Here is a 25,298-nt window from a genome sequence, read left to right on the forward strand (position 1 = left end):
CAGGCCGCAGATGGTGCTGGCCGACAAGGCCTACTCATCCCGTGCTAACCGGGCCTGGCTGCGCAACCACCACATCAAGGCCACCATCCCCATCAAGGCAGACCAGGCCGCCCACCGCCGCGCCAAGGGATCCCGTGGCGGGCGCCCTCCCGCCTTCGACCCGATCGCCTATAAGGACCGCAACGCGGTGGAGCGATGCTTCGGCCAGCTCAAACAGCACCGCGGTCTCGCCACCAGATACGACAAACTCGCCGTCCGCTACCAAGCCACCACCCACATCGCCAGCATCGACCACTGGCTCAAACGACTTACATAACACGCCCTAGCGACCCCTCTCATCCCCACAGGCCGACGCGCTGGGCGAGCACCGCTAGCGCCACCGGCCCGGCCGATGCCGTGCGCAGCACGTGCGGCCCCAGGCGCACCGTTCTCGCCCCGGCCTGTTCCAGCGCCCCCACCTCCGCGGCGCTGATCCCGCCCTCCGGTCCGACGACGACGGCGATCGTCACCGGATCCTGTGGCCCCTTCCCGCCCCCGCGCGGCTCGTCCGCCGGGTGGTCGATTGCCTCGGAAGAGGCGGTATCCGGCAGCGCCACACCGCCGATGGGAACGGTCGCCTCCTCATGCAGGACCAAAACGAGTCCGCCGGCGTCGTTCACCCGGCGCACCCACCCCGCCAGCTCGGCGGTGGTGAGCAGCTCGGCCACCTCGGGGATGCGGGCCCGACGCGCCTGTTTCGCGGCCTCGCGCGCGGCGGCCCCCCAGCGCTGGCGCCCGCGGGCGGCCTTCACGCCCCGCCATACCGACACGCATCTATCGGCCATCCAGGGCACCACCAGGTCGGCGCCGACCTCGGTGGCGGTCTCCACCGCCTGTTCGTCGCGGCCGCCCTTCGCCAAGGCCTGCACGAGCACGAGTTGCAAACCCGCCTGCGGCTCCTCCACGCGTTCAACAACCCGCACGGCCAGCCGCTCCCGACGCCCACCATCCGCGGCAGTCTCGGTCACCTCGCACACCAGGCGCAGACCGGCACCGTCCACCAGATCCACCCGCTCCCCCGGGTGCAGACGCCGCACCGCCACCGCATGATGCGCCTCCGGGCCGGTGAGCACGAGCCGATCACCGGCCACGGCGGTGGCGGCCGCCCCGGCGGGCTCGACCGTTTCGGGAGTCAGAACGAAGACGGGCGCAGTCACCCTCCCAGGGTACGGTTCCCGGCACATTCGCGCCGCAGTGCTAGCGTCACGGAATATGACCGATCAGTCTCTATCACCCACCCGGCCGCCTGCCACGCCGCCAGCCACCGCGCAATCAACCACCACGCAGCCGCCAAACACCACTGTCGCTCCGACTGCCTCCGCATCGGCCGCGAAGACCGCCACCGCCGTCGACGACTTCCGCCGCAACCTAGCCTCCGTGCGCGCCCGTATCACGGCCGCCGCCCACGCCGCCGGCCGGGATCCCGCCGAGATTCGGCTGCTGCCGGTGTCCAAGACGGTGCCTGAGGACCGGCTGCGGGCCGCCCATTCCGCAGGCATCACTCAAATGGCGGAGAACAAGGTGCAGGAGGCGAAGCGGAAGGCCGCGAACCTGGCAGACCTGGGCATCCACTGGGCGCTGATCGGCCACCTGCAGACCAACAAGGCCAAGGACGTGGCTGCCTTCGCCGACGAGTTCCAGGCGCTGGACTCCCTGCGCGTCGCCGAGGCCCTGGACCGGCGGCTGCAGGCGGTGGGTCGCTCCCTGGACGTGTACGTGCAGGTCAACTCCTCCGGGGAGGCCTCCAAATTCGGCCTCGAGCCGGACGCCGTAGCCGGTTTCCTAGCGGCCCTGCCGGTCTACTCCTCCTTGCGGGTACGCGGTCTGATGACGCTGGCGGCCCACACCGACGACGCCGCCCGCATTCGCGAGTGCTTCCGCCTCATGCGCTCCCTGCGGGACGCCGGCCTGCAGGCCGGAACCGTCGGCGACGGACAGTTGTCCATGGGCATGAGCGGTGACTTCGAGCTGGCGATCGCCGGCGGCTCCACCTGCGTGCGCGTAGGGCAGGCGATCTTCGGGGCGCGCCCTGCCCCGGATCCGCGGTACTGGCCCGATAACAGCGCACAGTAGCCAACGCTGTATCGCCCGGGCGCTCCTGCCCGTCCGGCGCCCATTGCGGTGCCGCGCATTCGCCCCGCTCAGCGGCCGGAGAACTTCTCCTTGAGCTTGCCCATGACGGACTCGTCCTTGGGCGGCGCATAGCCGTCCTCCCCGCGCAGGGACGCCAGTTCGGCGAGCAGCCCGCGCTGCCGCTCGTCCAGGCGGGTGGGGGTCTCCACCACGATCTGCACGCGCAGGTCGCCGCGGCCGGGGCGACGCAGCCGCCCCACACCGAGACCGGAGAGGACGATCTCGTCCCCGCCCTGGGTGCCGGCGCGCACGGATACGTTGCGCTCGCCGTCGAAGGTCTCCAGCGGGAAGGTGGCGCCGAGGGCGGCGGCGGTCATGGGCACGCGCAGCTCGGTGTACAGGTCGTCGCCCTCGCGGGTGAAGGCCGGGTGGTCGTTCTCGTGGATCTCAACGTACAGGTCGCCGTTGGGGCCGCCGGCGGGCCCGGCCTCGCCGCGGCCCGACATGCGGATGCGGGTGCCGGTGGACACGCCCGCGGGAATGTTCACGTCGATCTGGGTGCGCACGTGCCTGCGCCCCTTGCCGTCACAGTCCTTACAGGGGGAGGCGATGACGGTGCCGTAGCCCTGGCAGCGCGGGCAGGGGGTGGAGGTGACCACGTTGCCCAGCAGGGAGCGCTGCATGCGCTGGACGGAGCCCTGCCCGTTGCACTCCGCGCAGGTGACCGGGGAGGTGCCGGGGCTGCAGCAGGAGCCGTGGCAGGTCTCGCAGACGACGTAGGTATCCATGGTCACGGTCTTGGTGGCGCCGAAGACGACATCGGCGAGGTCCACGTCCACGGCCAGCAGGGAGTCCTGGCCGCGGCGGGTGCGTGAGGCCGGGCCGCGGGTGGCGGCGCCGCCGAAGAATGCCTGCTGGAACAGGTCGGAGAAGCTGCCAAAGTCTCCGGTGAAGCCGCCGCCGAAGCCGTTGTTGCCGTGCAGGGCGTCCTCGCCGCCCAGGTCGTACATCTTGCGCTTCTCGGAGTCCGAGAGGACCTCGTAGGCGGTGGAGACCTTCTTGAACTCGTCCTCGTGCCCCGGGCCGGCGACATCGGGGTGCAGCTGGCGGGCCTTCTTGCGGTAGGCCTTCTTGATCTCCTCGGCGGTGGCCTGGCGGGTGACGCCGAGGACGTCGTAGTAGTCGCTCACGCTTGCTGGTGTTCCTTCGTGGTGGGGTTGGTGTCGGGTGGCCGGTTCAGCCCGCCGCGGTGTCGGACTCCGTTAGGAATCTGGAAAGGTAGCGGGCGACGGCGCGTACGGCCGCCATGGTGGCCGGATAGTCCATGCGGGTGGGGCCGATGACGCCCAGGTGGGCGACGGTGTCGCCGGGGCCGTAGGCGGCCGAGACTACGGAGGCCTCGGCCAGGGCGTCCTCGTGGGTCTCCGAGCCGATACGCACCGTGGTGCCGGTGTCGTCGGCGGCGCCGATGCGGGCGGCGTCGGCGGAGGTGAATAGGCGCAGCAGCACCACCTGCTCCTCGACGGCGTCCAGGAGTGTGCCGATGGCGGAGAAGTCCAGGGAGCGGGCCAGGTTCGCGGTGCCGGCGACGACGATGCGCTCCTCGGCGTCGGGCCGCAGGGCGGCGACCAGCTCGTCGGCGACGGCCGCCAGCACGACCCGTTCGTCGTCCGGCGCCTGCTCGGTCAGGGCGGCGAGCACCGGGACGACGTCGCCCGCACGCCGACCCACCAGGGCCGCGTTCAGCCGCAGCCGCAGCCGCTCCAGAACGGCGGGGTCCACGAGCCCGTCGGGGCCGCGGCCGGACAGGCCGACGGTGCGCTGCTCGACACGGCCGGTGTCGGTGATGATCACCATCAGCACACGGGTGGGGCCCAGCGCCACCAGTTCCAGGTGCCGCAGCGTGGTGCGCCGCAGGCTGGGGTACTCGACCACGGCCAGCTGACCGGTGAGCTGCGCCAGCACGCGTACGGTGCGGGCGACTACCTGCTCCAGGTCCACGGCCCCGGACAGCAGGGCGTTGATGGCGGCCCGCTCGGGGGCCGACAGCGGCTTGATGCGGGCGACCTCGTCTACGAAGCGGCGGTAGCCCTTCTCGGTCGGGACACGGCCGGCACTGGTGTGCGGCTGGTGGATGTAGCCCTCGTCCTCCAGGGTGGCCATGTCGTTGCGGATGGTGGCCGGGGAGACGCCCAGCCGGTAGCGCTCCACCAGGGCGCGGGAGCCGACCGGCTCGCGGGTGCGCACATAGTCAGTGACGATGGCGGACAGCACCTTCAGTCGGCGGTCGTCCGACATGGGGCTCTCCTTTCTCGTCTGCTGCTCGCGCGGGGCGCGGACGCCCAGTCCGCCCGGGCGGTCTTGCCGGGGCGCCCGGCCGATGCCGTTAGCACTCCCGGGGTGCGAGTGCCATCCTACGCCGTGGCGCGGCGAGTCAGCAGGGCGCAGCGCGTGACCTTCCCCTACCGTGCCCTGAGTGAACACGACTCCACCCCGCCGTTCGGGCCCCGTCCCCGGAGCCACCGCAGCCCGCCGCCAAGCTCTGCGCGAGCAGGCGGCCCGGCAGCAGGCGCGGGCCGGCGCCCAGCCGATGCCGACCGGGGCTCGTGCCGCCGGCCGCGGTCGGACTCCGGATCGCAGCGCTCCCCCGAGGCCCTCGGTGGGCAACCGCTACGGCGGGGATGTGCTGGCGGTGGACCCCCACCGCGTGGGCCCGGCGGCGGTGCGCCCGGAGTCGGTGCATGTGGCGGTGACCCGGGGAATGGTGCTGGAGGACCGGCAGACCGGGTTCGTAGGCGCCGCAGTGGCCGTGGAGAAGTCGGGCGGCAAGCATCTGGTGGTGCTGGAGGACCGTCACGGGGTGCGCCGCGCCTTCCCGCTGGGGCCGGGCTTCTGGCTGGAGGGTCGGCCGGTGATCGTGGACCCGCCGGCCCCGCGCAAGCGTCCCCCCGCCGGGCCGGTCAGTGCCGGCGGGCGCCGGCTCACGGCCTCGGGCTCCTACGCCGTTGAGGGCGAACGTGCCCGGGTGGCGCGTGCCTCGCGCATCTGGGTGGAGGGCAAGCACGATGCCGAGCTGGTGGAGAAGGTGTGGGGCGACGACCTGCGCCATGAGGGCGTGGTAGTCCTCATGCTCGACGGCGTCGACAACCTTGAGGAGGTCATGGCGGAGTTCGGGCCCTCGCCCGAGCGGCGCGCGGGCGTGCTCGTGGACCACCTGGTGCCCGGGTCGAAGGAGTCGCGCATCGCCGAGCACGTGCGGGCCATGCCTGGTGGTGAGAACGTGCTGATCCTGGGGCACCCGTACGTGGACGTCTGGCATGCGGTGCGACCTGCCCGGCTCGGCCTGGAGGCCTGGCCGGAGGTTCCCCGCGGCACGGATATCAAGCACGGCACTCTGGAGGCGCTGGGCTGGCCGCACGCCGACCAGGCGGACATCGCCCGCGGCTGGCAGCGGATCCTGGCAACGGTGCGCTCTTACAAGGATCTGGAGCCGAGTCTGCTGGGGCGCATGGAGGAGCTGATCGACTTCGTCACCGCCCCCGGCACCCGCTGATCCCAGCGCCGCATACTCACAAGTGACACACAGCAAAGTTCCCGGTGGTCGCACAGGCGGGCACGGTTGCATCCTGATCCGTCACCCTGATGCCTACTGGAAGGAATCCGACGATGATGCTCTCGCGACGCACACTCATGGGCGTGGTGCCGGTGGCGACACTGCTCGGGGTAGCGGGCCTGGCCGCCTGCTCCGACGACTCGGGAGAGTCCACCGGCAGCTCAGCTGCCGCCACGCCGTTGGCGACCACCGACGTCTCTCTCGCTCTTGACTCCGCCGCCTGGAACTATGACGCCGACGGCGATGTGTACTACCAGCTGGGCCTGTCCTACGTGGCCTCCCCGCAGGACACCGGCTACGAGACCCTCGGCGTCTTCGTGCCCGGCGCCTATATGTCCGCCGTCGACAACGGGGACGGCACCTTCACCGCCATGGTCGCCTCCGACGGCGCGGTCGGCGACTGGACGGCCACGACGGCGCCGATCGTGCTGCCGGTCAACACCCCGGGCTACGCCGCCCAGCAGCCGCCGAGCGAGTACTCCTACGACACGATCTCGGCCTACATGGAGGCCGGGTTCATCTACGTGCAGGCGGGACTGCGCGGCAAGGACTCCACCACGGACGCGGCCCCCGGTAACGCGCCCTGGGGCGTGACGGACCTGAAGGCGGCGGTGCGCTACCTGCGCTACAATTCCGCCTCTCTTCCCGGGAATCCCGAGCAGGTGTATGTGTTCGGGCACTCCGGCGGCGGCGCCCAGTCCGCCGTGATGGGGGCCTCCGGCGACTCCGCCCTGTACACCCCCTACCTGGAGGCGCTCGGTGCGGCCACCACCGACACCGACGGCGCCGCACTGTCCGATGCGATCGCCGGCGCCATGTGCTGGTGCCCGATCACCAGCCTGGACGCCGCCAACGCCGCCTACGAGTGGAACATGGGCCAGTTCGCCACCACCGGCACCCGTGCGGAGGGCACCTGGACGCAGGCCTACTCCCAGGATCTGGCCGCCGCCTACGCCGGCTACCTCAACGGCCTGGGGCTGGTAGACGCCGATGGCAACACCCTGACCCTGGAGGAGTCCGACGGCGGGCAGTACCTGGCCGGCTCCTACTACGACCACATGGTCGCGGTGGTCGAGCAGTCCCTGAACGACTTCCTGGCCAACACCGAGTTCCCCTATACGCCCAACAGCACCGAGATGGCTGGCATGGAGTCCCAGGGCGGCTCCGGCGCGCCCGAGGGCGGTCCGAGCGGCTCGACCGGCGACGCCTCTGCGGTCCCCTCCGGATCCCCCGGAGACGGCCAGGCCCCCGACGGCGCGCCGACGGACGGCGCCAGCGGCGGCCCTGACGGCGACAGCGCGACCGCGGGTGCAGGAGGCCCGGGGGATGGTTCCTCGGCGGATTCCTCAGAGTCGGTCACCTACGAGACCGTCGAGGACTACATCGCGGCCCTGAACGAGGACGTTGCCTGGGTCTCCTACGACTCCTCCACCAACACGGCCACGGTCACCGGTCTGGAGGGCTTCGTCACCAGTCAAAAGACGGCGAGCAAGGACGTGGGCGCGCTCGACGGCGTCGACCGCGGCCAGACCGAGAACACGGTGCTGTGGGTTGGAGACACGGCGCTGCACTTCTCCGAGCTCTCCCGCGACGTGATCGCGGCCAACCAGGACGCCTACGCCTCGTTGAGGAACTGGTCCGAAGACTACGGCGCGGAGGGTTACGACTCCGACTTCAAGCAGACCGACGCACAGGGCGTGAACGTGCTCACCCGCGAGCACATGTACAACCCGATGTACTTCCTGTCCAGCGCCTACGAGGGCGCCGGCACCTCCACGGTCGCGCCGAACTGGCGCATCCGCACCGGTATCACCCAGGGTGACACTGCGAGCACGGTGGAGGTGAACCTGGCGCTGGCGCTTCAGGCGGCCGGCCAGTCGGTGGACTTCGCGACCATCTGGGGTCAGGGGCACACGATGGCCGAGCTGACCGGCACCGGTGAGGAGAACTTCATTTCCTGGGTCGCCGAGCGGGCCGCCTCCTGACGCAGCAGACGTGCGGGTCCGGGCACCCTCCGGTGCCCGGACCCGCGCGTCGGGCAGGGCGGCATCGTCAGGCGTCGGCCAGTGCCAGGCGGCGGCTGGAGCGCAGCAGGCGCACGTTGTTGGCCAGCAGTAGCAGCACCAGCACGACGCCGATGAGCTTGGCCCACAGTGAGTTGGCGAGGAACAGCAGGACCATGGCCACCAGGATCGGCCCGAGGTACATGTAGGCACGGACGATGTAGCCGCCGAAGGACGGCATCTCGACGTCGCGGGCCTCGGCGACGGACTTGACCATGAAGTTCGGGCCGTTGCCGATGTAGGTCAGCGCGCCGCACAGCACGGCGCCGAGCGAGATGGAGCGCAGGTACAGCTCCGGCACGCCCGCGACGGTGGCGCCGCCTGGGTGAGCCACCTGGCCCGCCATCTCGAAGAAGGTGGCGTAGGTGGGGGCGTTGTCCAGCATGGAGGACAGTCCGCCGGTGAATACGAAGAAGGTGATCTCGTTCAGCGGCAGGCTGCCGGCGATCTCGTCCAGGTAGCGCAGCGCGGGAATCATGGTGAGGAAGATGCCGATGAACAGGGCGGCGACCTCGGCGATCGGTCCCCACTCGAACTGGTTGTCCTCGAAGCGGGCGCGCTTGTCGCCGAGCTTGAAGGAGGCGCCGGCCGCTGCGAGCATGATTATCTCCCGCACGGGGATCCAGTTCATGAGCGTGGCGTGCCCCTCCTCGATGGCTTCGGCGTCGATGGAGGGCGCGAAGGCGACGGCGGCGATGATGACCACGAACCAGATCAGGTTGCTGGCGCCGCGCAGGCCCAGGGGCTCGATCTCGGTCTTGTCGGCGAGGATGTCGGCCGCGGGCTCCTGCGAGTAGTACCAGGTGTCCAGTGCGAAGTAGCTGGCCAGCAGCATGGCGTTGACGAACAGCCATTCAACGGCGAGGCTGAAGGTCCAGGTGAAGGGCACGCCGCGCAGGAAGCCGAGGAACAGCGGCGGGTCGCCGAGCGGGGTGAGCAGGCCACCGCAGTTGGCCACCATGAAGATCGTGAACAGCACGGTGTGTACGCGGTACTCACGCTCGCGGTTGGTGTTCAGCAGCGGGCGGATCAGCAGCATGGCGGCCCCGGTGGTGCCGACGAAGCTCGCGAGCAGGGCACCGATCGCCAGGAAGATGGTGTTGTTGCGCGGAGTGGCCTGAATGTCACCTTTCAGGAAGATGCCGCCGGAGACGACGAACAGGGCCAGCAGCAGTGAGATGAACTGCACGTACTCCACCACGGCGCCGAATACCGGCTCCCAGCCCAGGGCGAACCACATCCAGACCGCGACGGGCAGTCCCAGGACCAGGGCGACCGTGAGCTGGCTGGAGTTCTTCTCCCACCAGTGAGAGGTCGCCGGGACCAGCGGGAGAACCGCGATCGATGCGAGCATGACGACGAAGGGCAGTATGGACCACCACTGCAACTGCACGTGAGACTCCTAAGTTCGGGGCCGGTATGCGGGCCGCCCCCATCAAAGATGGGACGACGCTAACGCCACCCTATGACGAGGTCCATCCCGTATTGCGAGACATTGGCGCGTCATGGGCACAAGGTGACCGGAAGCACGCCGTCGTCTCGGGCGGGACAGCGGCCCGACGACGGCGCCGCCCGGCTGGTGACGGTGCCTCAGCCCTGGCTCGGGTAACGGGCCACGTCGCGGCCCTGGACGCGCACGTAGGCGTAGGTGGTCATCAGGGCGACCAGCGGGCCGGTAACGATCCAGCCGATCACGGTGACGGCTCCGGCGAGGTGCAGCAGGAAGCCGACCAGCGCGAAGGGTACCAGCACACCGACGTTATCCGACAGCAGGCGCATCGAGTAGCGCATGGCGGCGGTCGCCTCCAGGTTGTGCTCGACGGCGGCGTACTGGACGAAGGTGAACAGGTAGTACAGGATGATTCCGGGGATGATCAGGAAGATGGCGCCGAGTCCGATGGCCAGACTCGACAGGATGAGGGCTAGGAGGGTCTGTCCGAAGTTCGGGAAGGTGAAGAAGTCCTTGAAGTCCGCCTTCCGGCCGGAGGAGGTGAGCAAGGCGACATGCGCCAGCACGACGGGGCTGATGAGCGTGGCGATGAAGGAGATGATGCCGCCGCCCGGAATGCCCAAGCCGTAGTGGTACTCGACGCCGTTGAGCGTGAAGGATGCCTCCGCACCCAATCGGCCGAGGATCGTCCAGAGGCCGAATCCGACCAGCAGCACGACGGCGTTGTCGGCGATACGCGACCACGCCCACGACATCCCGTCGCCCACGGAGACGCCGGGTTGAGCCGGAGGTGTGTAGCCGTAGGGCTGGGCGGCGTTGGGCTGCGGCGCACCGTAGCCGTAGGGCTGTCCGGCGCCCGGGTAGCCGTTGTTCTGGGGTGGCCCGTAACCGGGCGTGCCTGTGCTCATGCCTCCAGGATGCCAAATCGACACCTTGTATGTCCCGCCAGAGCACTGTGGAGGCCGCCACGCGGTCAGCCCGACACGCTCATGTCCGCACGCCGGCGCGGGCCCCTTCATCTCGCGTCATTCCCAGGAATACTGCGATCCACTCCCGGATACTGGCGAGTACCTCGCCGTCGACGGCCCCCGTGACTGCATTCACCCGTTCACGGGAGACCGCTCGCATCTGCTCGGTAAGCGTCCAGCCATCGCGGCTTGGCCCCCGGCGAGCCGATCAGTCGGGGCTCATGTTTTGGGGCCGGGCATCAATAGCGGGCTAGCCGTTGCTCATCGGTCTACGAATCCGCACCAAGAGCGTCGAGCGCATTGCGGGCAGTGTCAGGATCGTCTCGAATGGCACTGGCAAGCTGAATGTGTCGCCAGGCGATGCGTCCTTCAACGAGCGCATCCGACCAGCCGTCAACCGTGTCTATGCCGAACTCCTTGACAATGAGTTCAAGGACATCCTCCAAACACGGGCGAAACCTCATGCCGCCTAGGGGAAAGTGAATCATGTGCAGTCCACGGGGAGATGCCGGATCCAAGTCCTTTTTCCTAGATGGCTGCGAGCGAGCTTTGTCGGAGACATACAAGGCGTGCAGGAGGTCGTCCCGGTGGCCGTAAACCTGCAAGTGCGACGTGGGTACATTGGCCGAGGCCGGATGCGCCATGTAGTCATACCGGAAGAAGGGTTCAGATCGCTTGGACATCCCTCGAACCTGCACCGATGACTGCTCGGTACGCAGAAAACTTCCGTCACTCGACAGCTGAAGCCGATACTTCAGATCGAGCAGCAGCGGCCGCCCGCTAACACGAGCAACAACCGGGGCCTCCTCATCGGTACGAAGTGTGACGCTGCGCCCTCCTTCACGCTGGCGGACAATAAGCACATCGTCAGGCCCAATACCGTCGAGAGTCCGCCGCAAGAGATCTTGTACCTCCTGCGCGAAGGAATTCGCCTGCTTACGAAGCGAGTCGGGTGTCATGGCTGAGGTAGTCGAGGTCTTCAAGCTCATCCAGCAGCGCCTGCTCGCGTGGAAGCAGCAGCCCGGCCTCACACCGCTCCTGGAACTCGGATGTCGAGACAATTTGTCTGATCTCCGACCGTCGTTCCTGCAGCTGCTCATCGGTGAAGGTCTCGTACCTAATGGCCATCCGCACCCTCTCCTATCACGCGCAGACGGCTCCCAAACTTCAGCGTCTCACATCCATCGGGCAAACACCAGGGCTTCCCCGGTTCCAAATGCACGAGTCGAAGACCATACACCGCAGCACTGACACCCGATCGAATGCTGTTCAGTCCGTCAGCGCCCGGGTCACCGTGTCGGCCATGAGCCGCCCGCGCAGGGTCAGCACGGCGCGGCCGGCCATGGCGGCAGCGCCATCGAGCAGGCCCTGTGCCACGAACTGGCCCACCACGGGCACGAGTCGCCGCGGGGTGCCCGACGGCGTCGTCTCCTCCCCCGGCCGTGCCAGGCTCGACAGCTCCAGGCCTTCGCGCATCCGAATCCCCAGCATGACCCGCTCCAGCTCGCGCGCTGGGGCATCCACCGCCTCGTGTCCGGCCACGGGCAGCCGCCCGGCCGCCACCTGCCCGGCCCAGGCTACCGGGTGCTTGATGTTCCACAGGCGCACGTCCCCCAGGTGGCTGTGCGCCCCCGGGCCGGCACCCCACCAGTCCCAGTCGCGCCAGTAGGCCTGGTTGTGCAGGCACGCGTGCCCGGGCCGCGCCCAGTTGGAGATCTCGTACCACTCGTATCCGGCCCGCCCCAGCACGGCATCTGCCAGTTCGTACTTAGCGGCCTCGTCGTCGTCGGTGGGCAGGGGCAGTTCGCCGCGGCTCACCTGCGCCCACATGCGGGTGCCCTCCTCGATCACCAGGGCGTAGGCGCTCAGGTGGTCCGGGCCGATCTCCACCGCCGCGTCCAGGGAGCGGCGCCAGTCCTCCAGGGACTCCCCCGGGGTCCCGTAGATCAGGTCCAGGCTGGTCTCCAATCCGACGCCCCGCGCCCATGCCACCACCTGCAGCACCCGCTCGGGGGTGTGGGCGCGGTCCAGGGTGCGCAGCACGTGCGGCACCGACGACTGCATGCCGAAGGACACTCGGGTGAAGCCGGCCTGCGCCAAGGCGGCCAGGTAGCGCTCGTCGACGGTCTCCGGGTTGGCCTCCGTGGTCACCTCCGCCCCTGCGACCAGCCCCCAGGTCTCCCGGACCAGGGTCAGCATGCGGGCGAGGTCCCCGGCGGGCAGCATGGTGGGGGTGCCACCGCCGACGAACACGGTGCGGGCCGCCCTTCCGGGCAGGCCGGTCCGGTCCATGGCCGCCCGGGCCAGGCGCAGTTCGACGGCGAGCGTGTCCACGTAGTCGCTCGCCGACGCCCCGCCGCCCATGGCCAGGTTCGTGTAGGTGTTGAAGTCGCAGTAGCCGCAGCGCACCCGGCAGTAGGGCACGTGCAGGTACACCGAGAACGGCCGCTCCCGCAGCGTCTCCTCCTCGGTGCCCGACGACGTCGCCCGGACCTGTGCGGGCAACTCGCCCGCTCCGGGCAGTGGCTCCCCCTCCGGCTGCCGCGGGCTCATACTGCGGGTGCCTCGCGCCGGGGCGGCACCCAGATCTCCCCGGTGCGCACCGCGGTCAGGTCACGGATGGTGCGCCCGGCCCGGATGCCCTTGTCCTCGAAGCGGGTCATCACCCGCCCCGCATAGCGTTGCGACCAGCCGCCCCGCACACCTGCGGGAGAGCCGGGGTCAGGGCCGTTGCCGAGGCTGCCCTCCTCGGCAGTGTCCATTCCCAGGTCGGGGCGCGCCCCGGCGTCGGGGAAACGGAAGTAGGGGCCGGTGGAGTCGGCCTCAATGCCCTCGGGCAGGGCGGAGACCTCCTCCAGCACGTCGCGCATCTGCCAGGCGTAGTCCGCCCAGTCGGTGGCCAGCCGCCACACTCCGCCCGGGCGCAGCACGCGGGCCACCGAGTCGGCGAAGGCGGGCGTGACCAGGCGACGCTTGCGGTGCCGGGGCTTGCGCCACGGGTCGGGGAAGAACACCCACACCTCGCTGGCACAGCCCACCGGCAGGGCCGTGGCCAGCAGCTGGGCGGCGTCGGCAGGCACCACCCGCAGGTTGCGCAGCCCCGCCCGCGCCGCGCCCTGAACAATCCGGGCGATGGCGGTCTCCCAGGCCTCCACGGCCAAGTGGTCGACCCCCGGGTGGGCGGCGGCGTGGGCGAGGATCGCCTCCCCCGCTCCGGAGCCGACCTCCACGATCAGCGGACGCAGCTGCCCGACGTGTCCGAAGACGGCGGCCGGGTCCAGGCGGAAGGCCGGATCGACGGTGCGGATCGCATCTGCGCGCGGCACGTCGATGACGTACCGGTCCCCGTAGCGCTCCAGAGCACGGACCTGTGAGTCGGTCAGACGGCCGCCGGCACGCGAGTAGGAGCGCACTCGGGCATGGATCGCGTGTGACCGGGGAGGATGCTGCTGCGGCACGGGACTGTTTCCTCCTGCTTATGTGCTCACTGCATTGCTGGTGATTGCGACGGCGGTTGACGAGCGGGGCGCACCCGGCTCAGCCGACCGGCTCATGGGCGGCGGCCTGCACGTACTTCTTGGTGAAGGGGGCGATCACGCAGTTGCCGAAGGCCTCGGAGTTCAGCAGCGCCTGGGCATCGCGCGGGTCGTGGTGGGCGAACCAGCGGGTACAGGTGACTCGGTGCCCCGGCGAGCTGAGCACCCGCACCTCGTCGCCGATGCTCACCGTTCCCTCCTTCAGGACGGCCAGGTAGACGCCCACCCGGTTGCGGGAGGAGAAGACCTCCACCCAGTCACCGCGGCCGACCCCGCGCGCAAAAGTGGGACAGGGGTTGCGCACCCCGGTGACCCGCGCCCTCAGCCCGTCACCGCGGGGATCGCCGATGGACAGGACGGCGCCGAGTTCGACGTCGTCTATGCCCCCGGCCGGGCCCGGTTCAATCACCAGGTTCTCCCCCAGCGCGCCGGGTCGGACACCGCCCAGCACCTTCGACCAGTAACGCACCTCTGCCCCATCCATGGCGTACAGGGCCTTATGGAGGCCGCCGTGGTGAGCGCGGTCCGCCTGCTGATCGAGGACGATCCCGAGCCGGTTGACAGCCGCCGGCCCGTCCAGAGGCGCCTTGTGGATGGCGGATACGCCCGCCTCCCCGGCGTCAGGGCGCAGCCGGGACACCGCGCACACGGCAGTCAGCGAACCCACCAGATCACCCTCGTGGAAGGGAGAGGGTTCGTCACGGTGACGTCCGTCGGCACCAGCGTGGAGCCGCCCCAGGCGCCGCGCGAGTGGGGCGGTCAGCTTCAGGCCAGAGCCGTCGTCGGCCAGCGCGCCCTGAACCGTGCCGGAGGTGACCGGCACGCCGTCGATCTGCTCCGGGGCCCGCTCGTGACCGCTTGTCTCACTCATCTGTACGCTCCTGACCGCCGTATCCGCCGCTCGCTCACCCTACTGCGAACCATCCGGCCCACCGAGGGGTTTGCGGCTTGCGTCACTTGCCGGTGGGCTGGTCCGCACCGAGCACGGCGATGAAGGCCTCCTGGGGGACCTCCACGCGGCCGACTGCCTTCATGCGCTTCTTGCCCTCCTTCTGCTTCTCCAGCAGCTTGCGCTTACGGGTGATGTCGCCGCCGTAGCACTTGGCGAGCATGTCCTTGCGCAGGGCGCGAATAGTCTCGCGGGCGATGATGCGGCTGCCAACGGCCGCCTGCACGGGCACCTCGAACTGCTGGCGGGGGATCAGCTCCTTGAGCCTGCGGGTCATCTTCTGCCCGTAGGACTGGGCCGAGTCCTTGTGGACGATGGCGCTGAAGGCGTCCACCTTCTCGCCGTTGAGCAGAATGTCCACCTTGGTCAGGTCGGCGCTCTGGGTACCGTCGGGCTCGTAGTCCAGGGAGGCGTAGCCCCGAGTGCGCGACTTCAGGGCGTCGAAGAAGTCGAAGACGATCTCGGCCAGCGGCAGCTGGTAGCGCATCTCCACCCGGGTCTCAGACAGGTAGTCCATGCCCAGCATGTTGCCGCGGCGGGACTGGCACAGCTCCATGATCGCGCCGATGTACTCGCTGGGAGTCAGGATGGTGGCCCGCACCACCGGCTCCTGGACGTCGCGGACCTTGCCCTCAGGGAACTCGCTGGGGTTGGTCACCGTGTGCACGCTGCGGTCCTCCATGGTTACCTCGTAGATCACGGAGGGGGCGGTGGAGATGATGTCGAGGTTGAACTCGCGCTCCAGCCGCTCGCGGATGATCTCCAGGTGCAGCAGTCCCAGGTAGCCGCAGCGGAAGCCGAAGCCCAGTGCCACCGAGGTCTCCGGTTCGTAGGTCAGGGCGGCGTCGTTGAGCTTGAGCTTGTCCAGGGCGTCGCGCAGTGCCGGGAAGTCGGAGCCGTCCACGGGGAACAGACCGGAGAAGACCATGGGCTTGGGGTCCTGGTAGCCGGACAGTGGCTCGGTGGCCGGGGCGAGTGCGGAGGTGACGGTGTCGCCGACCTTCGACTGGCGCACGTCCTTCACGCCGGTGATCAGGTAGCCGACCTCGCCGGCCCGCAGCCCCCGGGTCGGAACCGGCTCGGGGCTGATGACGCCGATCTCCAGCAGGTCGTGGACGGCGCCGGTGGACACCATCTTGATGCGCTCGCGCTGGTTCAGGGCGCCGTCGACGACGCGCACATAGGTGACCACACCCCGGTAGACGTCGTAGACGGAGTCGAAGATCATGGCGCGGGCGGCGCCCTCGGGGTCGCCGGACGGCGGCGGCACGGCCGCCACGATCCGGTCCAGCAGCTCGGGCACGCCCACCCCGGTCTTGCCCGACACACGCAGCACCTCCTCGGGCTCGCATCCGATCAGGGAGGCGATCTCCGCCGCGTGCCGGTCCGGCTCGGCCGAGGGCAGGTCGATCTTGTTCAGCACCGGGATGATGGTCAGATCACCCTCCATGGCCATGTACAGGTTGGCGAGGGTCTGCGCCTGGATGCCCTGGGCGGCGTCGACCAGCAGCACGGCACCCTCGCAGGCCGCCAGCGACCGGTTGACCTCGTAGGAGAAGTCGACGTGCCCCGGGGTGTCGATCATGTTCAGCGCGTAGGCGCGCGTGACGCCGTCGGCGCCCGCGGCCGCCCAGGGCATGCGCACGGCCTGTGACTTGATGGTGATGCCGCGCTCGCGCTCGATGTCCATGCGGTCCAGGTACTGGGCGCGCATGTCGCGGGGGGCGACGACGCCGGTGGCCTGGAGCATGCGGTCCGCCAGGGTGGACTTGCCGTGGTCGATGTGCGCGATGATCGAGAAGTTGCGGATCTGGGCCTGCTCGGTGGCGGCGGGCGCGACGCTCGTGGCCTGCTCGGGCGTGGGAATCGGTGACACAGAAGCCTTCCAGGACGGCGCCCTCGGACCTGAGGCCTGGGCGCAGGACAGAAACCTGCGTCAAGTCTCCCACGTGCCGGGCGGACTGCCGTACCGGCGCGGGTGTGAGACCCGACGGCGGCCCTGTCACATGCCGCCCCCGCGGATCACCAGCCACCCCCGCCCCAGAGGACGCTCAAGAATTAGATCCGCGTTCCCAAAACCAATCATCCACGGAGCGGTCACCCCGCTAAGATCCACGTCCTCTGCGCCATCAGCATCCGGATCAGCTGTCGGGTAGGCATCAAGGTACTCGCCGTAGTATCCACGGTCCGTAACGTAGTCGCGGATGGCCTGGTCACTGGCGGTGAACTCAATAACGTAACCCCACCCGCCCGGGATGGCCTCCGCGAAGTTAACCGCCGGCTCCACCGACACCACCTCAGCACCCTCCGGCAAACTATTGTCCTGCCCAATAGCCAGGATCTCATCCAGGTGCTCCACATCCGCCGGGCACGGAGCCCCCACCTGTACCCCAGCAGCACTCGCCGACGCAGACGCCCTAGCAGCCGACCGCTCAACCTGAGCGCTCGAAAGGAACAAATAGCCCACACCGAAAAGCACCCAGAACACCCCAATACCCACCAACACGGCAACCACAACAAGCACCTGCCGACCAGTCACCTCTTCACCACCCACAACCGGACGCTTAACCCTCACGACCCGCTCCCATGCAACACCGAAGACTCACCCAACACGCAATGTCACCTACCGCCCCCACGGATCACCAGCCACCCCCGACCCAGAGGACGCTCGAGAACCAGAACAGTCTCATGGAGTCTAGTACGCATCGGATTCGACACATTCTGCAGGTCAATATCCTCCAGCCCATCAGCCTTCGATACAGGTGTCGCCTCTGAGTGCATTTCGATATTACTACCAGAGACCGCAGTATAAGTCTCCGTGTAGTCGCGGATGGCCTGGTCGCTGGCGGTGAACTCAATAACGTACCCCCACCCGCCCGGGTAGGCCTCGGCAAAGTTCACCGCGGGCTCCACCGACACCACCTCGGCACCCTCCGGCAAACTATCACCCTCGATAGCCAGAATCTCATCCAGGTACTCCACATCCGCCGGACACGGAGCCCCCACCTGCACCCCCGCAGCACTCGCCGACGCAGACGCCCTAGCCTCCGACCTCTCAACCTGCACACTAGAAAGAAACAAGTACCCCACCGCAAAAAGCACCCAAAACACCCCAATACCCACCAACACGGCAACCACAACAAGCACCTGCCGACCAGTCACCTCCTCACCGGCCAAAACCGGCCGCTTAACCCTCACGACCCGCTCCCATGCATCACCGAAGACTCACCCGACATGTCATACTCCTGAGCCAAACCAGCGCGATGCAGTTCCTGGAGCTGGCTATCTTTAACATTGAAAGGACCGATCTGCGTCGACTTGTCCCCGTCCCAGTTGTACCGGTCCGCCACGTGAACCCGGTAGTCATAGGAATAGGTCCACTCCGGGTTGTCAGCCGTGGGCGGGTAGACCGTGACAGTCCCCTCCGTCGCGTAGTTGCAGCCGCCCGTGGCATAGAACCAGTTCTGATCCTCCTCCGCATCAATGTAGTATCCCCGCCACTCGGTGGTGAAGGGGTAGGTCACTGGCCCGGTAACACCCGAGGCCTGGGCATCCTTGAGTGCCTCTTTAGTCATCTCCTCAACACGTTCATGCGTTTCCGCAGACAGTTCGTCGACATCTTCCAGCATGCGGTCGGCGTCCAGTTCCTGCGGTTCCCCGCTGTTCCCCAGGTAGTGCAGCAGGTTTTTTGACGCGTCCGGCCAGTCCGAGGCCTTGGCGGCCGCGGCGATCATGGCCGCATCGTGGACAAGATGATCAAACGGATCCGCTGGCCGAGCCCCGTATTGCCCGGACCCCTCCTTGGCGGTATCCCCCGGATAGACCCAGGGGGTCACCCCCGGCATCTCAGCATGCTCCCCGGGGACCGGGTCGCCGAGCTCTGTCTTGCCCTGCGCCTCAGGATCATCGTTCCCGCTCCTGCGGTTGCTCTCCGTCTTTCTATCGCTGTCATCCGTCTTCCTGCGGCTGTCCTCTATATCCCGAGGATCAGTCCCCTGCCGCCCCGACCGGGCCTGGTCCGGACTGTCATAGCTCGATCCAGCCAGGACGGTGGCATAGTCCTCATCGACCTGGGTGGCCAAGGTCAGAGTAGAGGAGACCATCTCCTCCAGCTCGGCTGCGTGGGCCTGGGCCCGGACGGCCTCCACCATGGCCCCGCCCAGGCCCACGGCGACCATCCTCACCGGGCCTACCGCCGCTGCCACGGCGCTGCCGGTAGCCTTATCTGCACCGCTGCCGGCCGCCTCGGCCAGGGACACCGAGACCGAACCGTCAGCGCCCAGCGTCAAGTAGGGGTGCTCAGCAGCGAAGTCCTGGCAGGCCAGTACCCTGCGCCGTACCTGGGTCACGCCCTCGCAGGCGTCGGCGGTGGCACGTGTGAGGACTCCGATCCGCTCGGTCATCTCGGAGTGAGCGGCTGTGCACCGGTGCAGCGCACCAAGCGCGGCCTCCACGCTGGGGGCCCGCGAGATCACCCGCGAGCTCGCGGCTTGCGCGTCATCCCCCATCTCCGCCATGGAGGTGTGCAGTCTCCTCAGCCCGTCCGAGGCGTCGGCCAGCGGCTCAGGGTCCCAGGTCAGGACCTCGCTCCACGTCGTCATCTCACATCAGCCCCCTGGCGCGCGCCCACTGGTCCACTGAGGCCGATGGCACAGCAGCCCCCAGTGCTGCGGCCCCCTGGGCTACGAACTCGTCATTGCGCCTGTGGGCGGTCGCAAGATCCCGCACGCCCTCACCCACGTTCCCGTAGCGGCTTCCCAGGGACGTCCTGCGGCTCTCCAGCCTGGCCGCGGCGGTTCCGGCACTCCCCGAGCTCAGCGAGCCCGGCATGGCCGCGCCGACCTTCTCCAAGGGGCCCGAGGCATCCAGGGCTTCGATCCCGTTACGAAGCTCCTCCAGGGAGAAGGCCAGCATCTCCAGGTCGCCTCCGACGATATGGATATCCGCATCCGCCACGAAAACCTCCAGAGCATCAAGGGATGAGCCCGTCTGCAACGAACCCAGCGAGTGAACCGGGCGCAAGCCAACCACCGTGACCCGTTCGTGTCAAGAGCGCAACTACAGTGCGCGCCGCCTGGACGGAGTAACTCTCCGCCCGACCTCTCACCGCCGGAACCACGGCCGCACCACCTGCTCGAAGCACTCCAGGGCGGCGGCGATGGTGCGGTCCATGTCCAGGTACCGGTAGGAGCCCAGGCGCCCGCCGAAGGCGACCCGCTGCGCTTCCGACTCGGCCGTCAACTGCCGGTAGCGGGCGAGCCGCTCGCGGTCGGCCGGCGTACCCACCGGGTAGTAGGGCTCGTCGTCGCCGGTGGCCATGCGCGAGTACTCCCGCATGATCACGGTGGCGTCGTCGGGGTAGGTGCGCTCGGGGTGGTAGTGGCGGAACTCGTGTACCCGCGTGTAGGGCACATCGGCGTCGGGGTAGTTGATGACGGCGGTGCCCTGGTGGTCACCGGTGGGCAGTATGCGGGTGTCGAAGTCGAGAGTGCGCCAGGTCAACGCACCGCAGCGGTGGTCGAAGAACCGGTCCACGGCGCCGGTGTAGACCACCGGCGCCTGCCCCACGCAGGCGTCGCGGCTGACTGGGCCGTCTCCTTCCAGGAAGTCCTCCCCCAGCCGCAGCTCGATGCGCGGGTGGTCCAGCATCCGCTCCACCCAGGCGCCGTAGCCGCCGGTGGGAATGCCCTCGTGGCGGTCGGAGAAGTAGCGGTTGTTGTAGTTCAGGCGCACCGGCAGGCGGGTGATGATGGAGGCGTCGAGCTGGGTGGGATCGGTCTGCCACTGCTTGGCGGTGTAACCGCGGATGAAGGCCTCATACAGAGGGCGCCCGATCAGGCTGATCGCCTTCTCCTCCAGGTTCGCAGGCGTTCCGGTGATCTCGGCAGCATGCTCTGCGATCAGCCCCCGGGCCGCCTCCGGGCCGAGGGCGGCGCGGAAGAACTGGTTGATGGTGCCCAGGTTGATGGGTAGCGGGTAGACCTCGCCGGCATGGTTGGCGTAGACGTGGTGCCGGTAGTCGTTGAAGGCGGTGAAGCGGTTCGCATAGGCCCACACCTGCTCGTTGGAGGTGTGGAAGATGTGGGAGCCGTAGCGGTGCACCTCGATGCCGGTGTCGGGGTCCGGGGAGGAGTAGGCGTTGCCGCCCACATGGTCGCGGCGCTCGACCACGAGCACGTGCACGCCCAGCTCCTCGGCGGCGCGCTGAGCGATCGTGGCACCGAAGAGCCCCGAACCGACCACCACCAAGTCCGCTCGCATCGTTGACGCCCTCCGTCTTCGTTCAGCCTGATCGACTCACCGATCGTCTGTCATTGATCGTGGACGCATTCGAGGCGGCATCCATGACCGCAGCCGGACCACGGCGCCGGTACACTAACATGGTTGTAACAGTTACTTTCGGTGCTCACGAGAACGCTCGGTTCCGGCGTCTCCCTGGCCGTGGCGCAGTCCCCGCGCCACCAGCTCCCATGCACCGTGCTACCCGCAGTCGCCGATGAATGTGAATACGAGCTCCCGCCCCATACTCCGCGTCGGCGTCGTTGACGACGACGCCCACCACCGCCGCGTCCTTTCCGACTATCTCGCACGCTTCGGCCACGAGCGGGGCCTGGAGCTGCAGGTCTCCACTTTTGAGGACGGCCAGGCCCTCCTGAACGGCTTCCGCCCCGTCTACGACATCCTCCTGCTGGACATCCGCATGAAGAGCACAGACGGTCTTGCCCTCGCCCGGGCGGTACGTCGCACCGACCCGGATGTCGTCATCATCTTCATCACCGTTGCCCAGCAGTACGCGATCAACGGCTACGAGGTCGCCGCCCTCGGCTACCTGGTCAAGCCCTTCCCCTACGCCTCCCTGGGCCATGAGCTGGGCCGGGCCCTGGAGGTGCTGGAACGGCGGGACAGCGCCGGCGTCGTGCTCAAGGACGGGCAGGGACTGCGGCGCGTGCCCGTACGCGACATCGTCTACCTGGAGTCCTCCGGTCACCGCCTTCAGGTGCACCTGACCGACGGCGCCATCACCCTGCCCGGCTCGCTCAAGCAGATGGAGCCGCAGCTGGCCCCGCACGGCTTCTTCCGCTCCAACTCCTGCTACATCGTCAACCTGCGGCACGTGGTGGCGGTGCGGGAGCAGGACTCCGTGATGAGTACCGGACAGGTATTGCGCATCTCCCGCCCCCGCAAGAAGGAGTTCATGCGGGCCCTGACCGAGCACGTGTCCGGAACGCTCACGTGATCCAGGAGGCGCTGCCGGACATCCCCCGGCTGTGGACCGCGCTGGCCGAGTGGGGCGCGTGCCTGCTGTACGTGCTGGCCACCTGGCGGCCGCAGGACTCCCGACGCCGGGGCGTGACGGTGATGGCCGCGGCCCTGCCGGCCCTGTGCGCCTACCAGGTGCTCGCCGCTCGTCTGCCTATCTCATTGTGGCTGGCAGGCATGCTGGGTGCGGTGGCCGCCATGTGGGGCGTGCTGCACCTGGCGCTGAACGGCTCGCTGCGACGATCCACCTACCTGGTGGTACGGGCCTTCGTGGCCGCTGAGCTGGTGGCCTCCCTGGAGTGGCAGTTGGAGCTGTTCATCCTCCGTGACCGCGCCGGCACGGTCTGGGCCGCGCCATTGACCATCGCCGTCGACGGCGTCGCGCTGGGCGTGGTCTACCTGCTCGAGCGTCCCCGGTTCCGCACCGAGGTAGTGCCCACCGTCGCCACCGTGGCCGGGGCGGCGGCTATTGCCGCCATCACCTTCGCCATGTCGAATCTCAGCTTCCTGAGCACGGCGACGCCCTTCTCCGGGCGGCTGGGCGCGGAGGTCTTCTACATCCGCACGCTGGTGGATCTGTGCGGGTTCATCATTCTGTACGCCCAGCGGGAGGTCGACCTGCAGAACCGCGCGAGCTTCGAGCTGGCCACCTCCGAGGCGCTGCTGCATTCGCAGTACGAGCAGTACCTGACATCCAAGCGGGCCATCGACATCGTCAACCGTAAGTACCACGACCTGCGCCACATGATCGCGTCCGTGCGCGCCGAGCCCGATCCTGCGGTCCGGCTGGACCGACTCGGCGACCTGGAGGCGTCCGTGCGCCCGTACGAAGTCTTCGTGCGCACCGGCAGCCCCGTGCTCGACGTCATCCTCACCGACCGGGAGCAGGCCTGCCAGGATGCGGGCGTCACCATGACCACGATCGCCGACGGCGCCGCGCTCGGCTTCATGGCCACCGCGGATCTGGCCACGCTGGTCGGCACCGCCCTGGACAATGCCCTGGAGGCCGTCTCGCGCATTGACGACGCCGGTGAACGGTGGATTCGTCTGGACGTGCGCACCCGCCGCGGCTTCGTCCTGCTGGAGGTGGAGAATCCGGTGGCCGCCGCACCGGTGGTGGCAGCAGCAGGTGAGCCCCTGATGAGCACCGAGGCGGACAGCGACATTCACGGCTTCGGTATGCGCGCCATCCGGTCCGCCGCCGAGGCGTACGGCGGCCAGGTAACCGCTGGGGAAGGCTCGCAGGGCACCTTCGTGCTGCGCGTGCTGCTGCCGGTGCCCGCCGCCCACCCGCGCCGCAGCCGGCGCTAGTGCCGCACCGAGACCGGTCGCTGCCACCGCCGAGATCGGTAGAACTCACGTGCCGAGATCGGTAGAACTTACGTGCCGAGATCGGTCGCTATGGCAGTAGCCCCTCGTCGGCCCCGCGCCGGGGCCGACCTCAGTTCAGGGCGAGTACCCGGCGGGCCACCCGATAGCCGGCCACCGGCACCCATTTGCCGGGGCGTCCTGGAATCGTCATCAGCCGCCCCATGAGGGAGGCGCGCACGCGCCGAGCCACGTCCGGCCGCTCGGCGTCCAGGCGCTCCCACAACTGCTGTTTGATGGCGAGGTTGCGGGGCGTGCGAGAGCGCAGCGCCATGGTGGTGATAACCACCGCGCTCATGGTGTAGATGTGCACCAGGTAGCGCAGCAGCGCCGCCGGCACCTCGCCCTCGTGGGGCATCGCCTCCAGCATGAGCGCGTTGACCCGGTCATGCTGGTCCAGGCGCGCCACGATCACGTCGTCGGCCACGGACTGCCCCGCCCGTCCCACTGTGTAGTAGTACAGGTCGAGGTCCAGGTAGGTCAGCGTCCTCACCTGCCGCAGCGGCTCGAAGGCGAACAGGTTGTCCACGTAGAAGCAGTGCTCGGGCAGCCGCAGCCCGGAGCGTTCCAGCACCTCCCTCCGGTAGGCGAGGGAGTGCATCATGAGGTACTGGTCGGGGCGGAAGCGTCCGACGTCGTCCCAACCGCCAATGCGCCCGCTGGGGAGCAGCCCCCTGAAGCGCACCGCGTGGCGGCCGGGCCTGATGCCCCGGGGACCGCGGCGGGCGGGACCGTGGCTCAGGCGGTACCAGGCCGGCGTGCCCTCACGGACGTACACGAAGTTGGTGACGACCAGGTCCGGCTCGGTGCCCTCCCGCCGCCAGGAGCGCAGGGAGGCGAGCAGGGCGCGCAAGGCACCGGGGTCGATGGCGTCGTCGGCGTCGCACACCTTCAGCCAGGTGCCCCGCGCCGCCGCGACGCCGGCGTTGATGGCGCCGCCGTGGCCCTTGTTGGCCTGGTGGATGACCTCGATGGCCGTGTGCGCCTGGGCGTAGGCATCGGCGAGGGCGCCGGTGCCGTCCGTGGCGCCGTCGTCGACGACGATGATCTCCAGGGCACCGCCCCCGTCGTCAGCGGCCACGAGACTGGACAGGCAACGGCCCAGACAGTCCTCGGCGTTGTAGGCCGGGACGACGACCGTGATAAGGGGGCTGGCGGGCACCGCGCGGGTCTCCTTGCTCTACGGAGTCAGCCGGCGCACCGCGGTTGCCGGGCAGGCGCCCGGCCCGCGCCCGCGGCGCTCCTGATGATTGACGGGTATGACACTACCGGACCGGTGCCCGGCTCAGTGCGCCGACAGCGCCTCGGCCTCCTCGGCGGTCTGCCGCTGCACGTCGCCGTCCTCGGGCACGCGCTTGAAGATCACCTTGAAGATGGGGAAGAACACCCAGAAGGAGATGGCCGCGTTGATGATCATGGTGACCACGTCCGCCACGGTCTCGCCGGTGGAGGCACCGAGCGTGCCCTTGCACCAGGAGTAGATGGGCTCCTTGTAAAGCACCTGCAGCGCGGCGGCGACGATGGTGATGACCACGTAGGCGACCGTGTACCAGAAGGCCGCCTTCCAGATCGAGGAGTTCGACTTGAAGGTTATGGAGCGCTGCGCGAAGAAGTTGATGACCTGGGCGATAAGCAGCGTGATCTCCACGGCCAGGAAGTAGGCCAGACCGCCGCCGGAGCCGTCGGCCTGGATCGGGCCGGCCACGTAGTCGAACAGGTAGACCGTGCTGCCGCCGGAGGAACCGACCGGCAGGAATTGGAAGGTGGTGCCCTGCAGCGAGGTGAACCCGAAGATCCAGCGGAACAGCGGCATCAGGATGAGCTGCAGCACGGTGACGCCATTGGACAGGATGAAGAAGACGATGAACTGGGCGGTGGTCTCGTGGCGCTCCTCGAAGCGGTGCCACCAGGCGGTGATCGGTTTCATTAGAGGTCTCGGTCTCTCTTATCGGGGGAACTGGATGGATGGGCCACAGGCC

General features: G+C 68.7%; 23 protein-coding genes and 1 pseudogene. 6 read left to right on the top strand and 18 right to left on the bottom strand.

Annotation, left to right across the window (positions count from 1 at the left end; all coding sequences use genetic code 11):
* A pseudogene (locus BLR49_RS11300) lies at nucleotides 1–262 on the top strand (transposase); the annotation flags it as partial.
* Nucleotides 263–335: 73 nt separating this feature from the next.
* Here BLR49_RS11300 and BLR49_RS11305 read toward each other — a convergent pair.
* A complete protein-coding gene (locus BLR49_RS11305) occupies nucleotides 336–1,196 on the bottom strand; it encodes a 16S rRNA (uracil(1498)-N(3))-methyltransferase (protein WP_092537683.1) in 861 nt (286 codons plus the stop codon).
* Between the two features lie 55 nt (nucleotides 1,197–1,251).
* On the opposite strand from BLR49_RS11305, the gene BLR49_RS11310 reads away from it, so the two are divergent.
* Nucleotides 1,252–2,112 (top strand): YggS family pyridoxal phosphate-dependent enzyme, encoded by an 861-nt coding sequence (locus BLR49_RS11310; protein ID WP_092537685.1) that lies wholly within the window; start codon nucleotides 1,252–1,254, stop codon nucleotides 2,110–2,112.
* Nucleotides 2,113–2,180: 68 nt separating this feature from the next.
* Here the strand turns inward: BLR49_RS11310 and dnaJ are convergent, their stop codons facing one another.
* Nucleotides 2,181–3,302 carry a molecular chaperone DnaJ gene (dnaJ, locus tag BLR49_RS11315; protein ID WP_092537688.1) on the bottom strand — a complete coding sequence of 374 codons (1,122 nt, stop codon included), beginning with the start codon at nucleotides 3,300–3,302 and terminating at the stop codon, nucleotides 2,181–2,183.
* 46 nt (nucleotides 3,303–3,348) lie between these two features.
* On the bottom strand, nucleotides 3,349–4,410 hold the full coding sequence (hrcA, locus tag BLR49_RS11320) for a heat-inducible transcriptional repressor HrcA (protein WP_092537690.1): 1,062 nt from the start codon (nucleotides 4,408–4,410) through the stop codon (nucleotides 3,349–3,351).
* Nucleotides 4,411–4,588: 178 nt separating this feature from the next.
* Between hrcA and BLR49_RS11325 the strand changes: the two genes are divergently transcribed.
* On the top strand, nucleotides 4,589–5,665 hold the full coding sequence (locus tag BLR49_RS11325) for a DUF3097 domain-containing protein (protein ID WP_218121354.1): 1,077 nt from the start codon (nucleotides 4,589–4,591) through the stop codon (nucleotides 5,663–5,665).
* A 113-nt stretch (nucleotides 5,666–5,778) separates the two neighbouring features.
* The gene (locus tag BLR49_RS11330; RefSeq protein WP_092537694.1) at nucleotides 5,779–7,710 is read left to right on the top strand and encodes a subtype A tannase; all 1,932 of its coding nucleotides are present in this window, start codon (nucleotides 5,779–5,781) and stop codon (nucleotides 7,708–7,710) included.
* 67 nt (nucleotides 7,711–7,777) lie between these two features.
* Here BLR49_RS11330 and BLR49_RS11335 read toward each other — a convergent pair whose 3' ends face one another.
* From BLR49_RS11335 to glf, 13 genes are all read right to left on the bottom strand, one after another.
* Complete coding sequence (locus tag BLR49_RS11335) at nucleotides 7,778–9,181, bottom strand: sodium:proton antiporter (RefSeq protein WP_092537696.1); 1,404 nt, start codon at nucleotides 9,179–9,181, stop codon at nucleotides 7,778–7,780.
* A gap of 197 nt (nucleotides 9,182–9,378) precedes the next feature.
* Nucleotides 9,379–10,146 (bottom strand): hypothetical protein, encoded by a 768-nt coding sequence (locus tag BLR49_RS11340; protein WP_092537698.1) that lies wholly within the window; start codon nucleotides 10,144–10,146, stop codon nucleotides 9,379–9,381.
* A gap of 329 nt (nucleotides 10,147–10,475) precedes the next feature.
* Entirely contained in the window at nucleotides 10,476–11,195 is a 720-nt protein-coding gene (locus BLR49_RS13125; protein ID WP_176765860.1) for a hypothetical protein, read from the bottom strand.
* Nucleotides 11,143–11,334, bottom strand: a complete 192-nt coding sequence (locus BLR49_RS11345) for a hypothetical protein (protein ID WP_092537700.1) — start codon at nucleotides 11,332–11,334, stop codon at nucleotides 11,143–11,145. Before BLR49_RS11345 ends, BLR49_RS13125 begins: the two co-directional genes overlap by 53 nt.
* Nucleotides 11,335–11,475: 141 nt before the next feature.
* A complete protein-coding gene (gene hemW, locus BLR49_RS11350) occupies nucleotides 11,476–12,759 on the bottom strand; it encodes a radical SAM family heme chaperone HemW (protein WP_092537701.1) in 1,284 nt (427 codons plus the stop codon).
* Nucleotides 12,756–13,664 carry a tRNA (guanosine(46)-N7)-methyltransferase TrmB gene (gene trmB / locus BLR49_RS11355; RefSeq protein ID WP_092537703.1) on the bottom strand — a complete coding sequence of 303 codons (909 nt, stop codon included), beginning with the start codon at nucleotides 13,662–13,664 and terminating at the stop codon, nucleotides 12,756–12,758. The genes hemW and trmB overlap by 4 nt, the downstream gene beginning before the upstream one ends.
* 79 nt (nucleotides 13,665–13,743) lie before the next feature.
* Complete coding sequence (locus BLR49_RS11360) at nucleotides 13,744–14,613, bottom strand: MOSC domain-containing protein (RefSeq protein ID WP_092537705.1); 870 nt, start codon at nucleotides 14,611–14,613, stop codon at nucleotides 13,744–13,746.
* Between the two features lie 82 nt (nucleotides 14,614–14,695).
* Nucleotides 14,696–16,567 (bottom strand): translation elongation factor 4, encoded by a 1,872-nt coding sequence (gene lepA, locus BLR49_RS11365; protein WP_092537707.1) that lies wholly within the window; start codon nucleotides 16,565–16,567, stop codon nucleotides 14,696–14,698.
* Between the two features lie 126 nt (nucleotides 16,568–16,693).
* Nucleotides 16,694–17,266, bottom strand: coding sequence for a hypothetical protein (locus tag BLR49_RS13765; protein ID WP_245690650.1), 573 nt, complete (start codon nucleotides 17,264–17,266; stop codon nucleotides 16,694–16,696).
* Between the two features lie 44 nt (nucleotides 17,267–17,310).
* Nucleotides 17,311–17,889 carry a hypothetical protein gene (locus BLR49_RS13770; protein ID WP_245690652.1) on the bottom strand — a complete coding sequence of 193 codons (579 nt, stop codon included), beginning with the start codon at nucleotides 17,887–17,889 and terminating at the stop codon, nucleotides 17,311–17,313.
* Nucleotides 17,886–19,292 (bottom strand): hypothetical protein, encoded by a 1,407-nt coding sequence (locus tag BLR49_RS11380; RefSeq protein WP_245690654.1) that lies wholly within the window; start codon nucleotides 19,290–19,292, stop codon nucleotides 17,886–17,888. Before BLR49_RS11380 ends, BLR49_RS13770 begins: the two co-directional genes overlap by 4 nt.
* Before the next feature lies 1 nt (nucleotide 19,293).
* Entirely contained in the window at nucleotides 19,294–19,647 is a 354-nt protein-coding gene (locus BLR49_RS11385) for a hypothetical protein (protein ID WP_092537709.1), read from the bottom strand.
* A 147-nt stretch (nucleotides 19,648–19,794) separates the two neighbouring features.
* A complete protein-coding gene (gene glf, locus BLR49_RS11390) occupies nucleotides 19,795–20,952 on the bottom strand; it encodes a UDP-galactopyranose mutase (RefSeq protein ID WP_092537711.1) in 1,158 nt (385 codons plus the stop codon).
* Between the two features lie 241 nt (nucleotides 20,953–21,193).
* On the opposite strand from glf, the gene BLR49_RS11395 reads away from it, so the two are divergent.
* Together BLR49_RS11395 and BLR49_RS11400 are read left to right on the top strand one after the other, a co-directional pair.
* Nucleotides 21,194–21,928, top strand: coding sequence for a LytR/AlgR family response regulator transcription factor (locus tag BLR49_RS11395; RefSeq protein ID WP_245690656.1), 735 nt, complete (start codon nucleotides 21,194–21,196; stop codon nucleotides 21,926–21,928).
* Entirely contained in the window at nucleotides 21,925–23,262 is a 1,338-nt protein-coding gene (locus BLR49_RS11400) for a GHKL domain-containing protein (RefSeq protein ID WP_092537713.1), read from the top strand. The genes BLR49_RS11395 and BLR49_RS11400 overlap by 4 nt, the downstream gene beginning before the upstream one ends.
* A 130-nt stretch (nucleotides 23,263–23,392) precedes the next feature.
* On the opposite strand, the gene BLR49_RS11405 is transcribed toward BLR49_RS11400, so the two are convergent.
* Nucleotides 23,393–24,481 (bottom strand): glycosyltransferase family 2 protein, encoded by a 1,089-nt coding sequence (locus BLR49_RS11405; RefSeq protein ID WP_092537715.1) that lies wholly within the window; start codon nucleotides 24,479–24,481, stop codon nucleotides 23,393–23,395.
* A 123-nt stretch (nucleotides 24,482–24,604) separates the two neighbouring features.
* Nucleotides 24,605–25,246: a hypothetical protein gene (locus BLR49_RS11410; protein ID WP_092537717.1), complete on the bottom strand. Its 642-nt coding sequence runs from the start codon at nucleotides 25,244–25,246 to the stop codon at nucleotides 24,605–24,607.
* Nucleotides 25,247–25,298: the final 52 nt, after the last annotated feature.

The organism is Actinomyces ruminicola (assembly GCF_900103885.1).
In the GTDB taxonomy this organism is placed as follows: domain Bacteria; phylum Actinomycetota; class Actinomycetes; order Actinomycetales; family Actinomycetaceae; genus Actinomyces; species Actinomyces ruminicola.

Bases quoted from the DNA above. Each gene is read 5' to 3' on its own strand.
- BLR49_RS11310 (WP_092537685.1), top strand. From the start codon at position 1,252: ATGACCGATCAGTCTCTATCACCCACCCGGCCGCCTGCCACGCCGCCA.
- hrcA (WP_092537690.1), bottom strand. From the start codon at position 4,410: ATGTCGGACGACCGCCGACTGAAGGTGCTGTCCGCCATCGTCACTGAC.
- BLR49_RS11330 (WP_092537694.1), top strand. From the start codon at position 5,779: ATGATGCTCTCGCGACGCACACTCATGGGCGTGGTGCCGGTGGCGACA.
- BLR49_RS11340 (WP_092537698.1), bottom strand. From the start codon at position 10,146: ATGAGCACAGGCACGCCCGGTTACGGGCCACCCCAGAACAACGGCTAC.
- BLR49_RS13125 (WP_176765860.1), bottom strand. From the start codon at position 11,195: ATGAGCTTGAAGACCTCGACTACCTCAGCCATGACACCCGACTCGCTT.
- BLR49_RS11345 (WP_092537700.1), bottom strand. From the start codon at position 11,334: ATGGCCATTAGGTACGAGACCTTCACCGATGAGCAGCTGCAGGAACGA.
- hemW (WP_092537701.1), bottom strand. From the start codon at position 12,759: ATGAGCCCGCGGCAGCCGGAGGGGGAGCCACTGCCCGGAGCGGGCGAG.
- BLR49_RS11360 (WP_092537705.1), bottom strand. From the start codon at position 14,613: ATGAGTGAGACAAGCGGTCACGAGCGGGCCCCGGAGCAGATCGACGGC.
- BLR49_RS11380 (WP_245690654.1), bottom strand. From the start codon at position 19,292: ATGACGACGTGGAGCGAGGTCCTGACCTGGGACCCTGAGCCGCTGGCC.
- glf (WP_092537711.1), bottom strand. From the start codon at position 20,952: ATGCGAGCGGACTTGGTGGTGGTCGGTTCGGGGCTCTTCGGTGCCACG.
- BLR49_RS11410 (WP_092537717.1), bottom strand. From the start codon at position 25,246: ATGAAACCGATCACCGCCTGGTGGCACCGCTTCGAGGAGCGCCACGAG.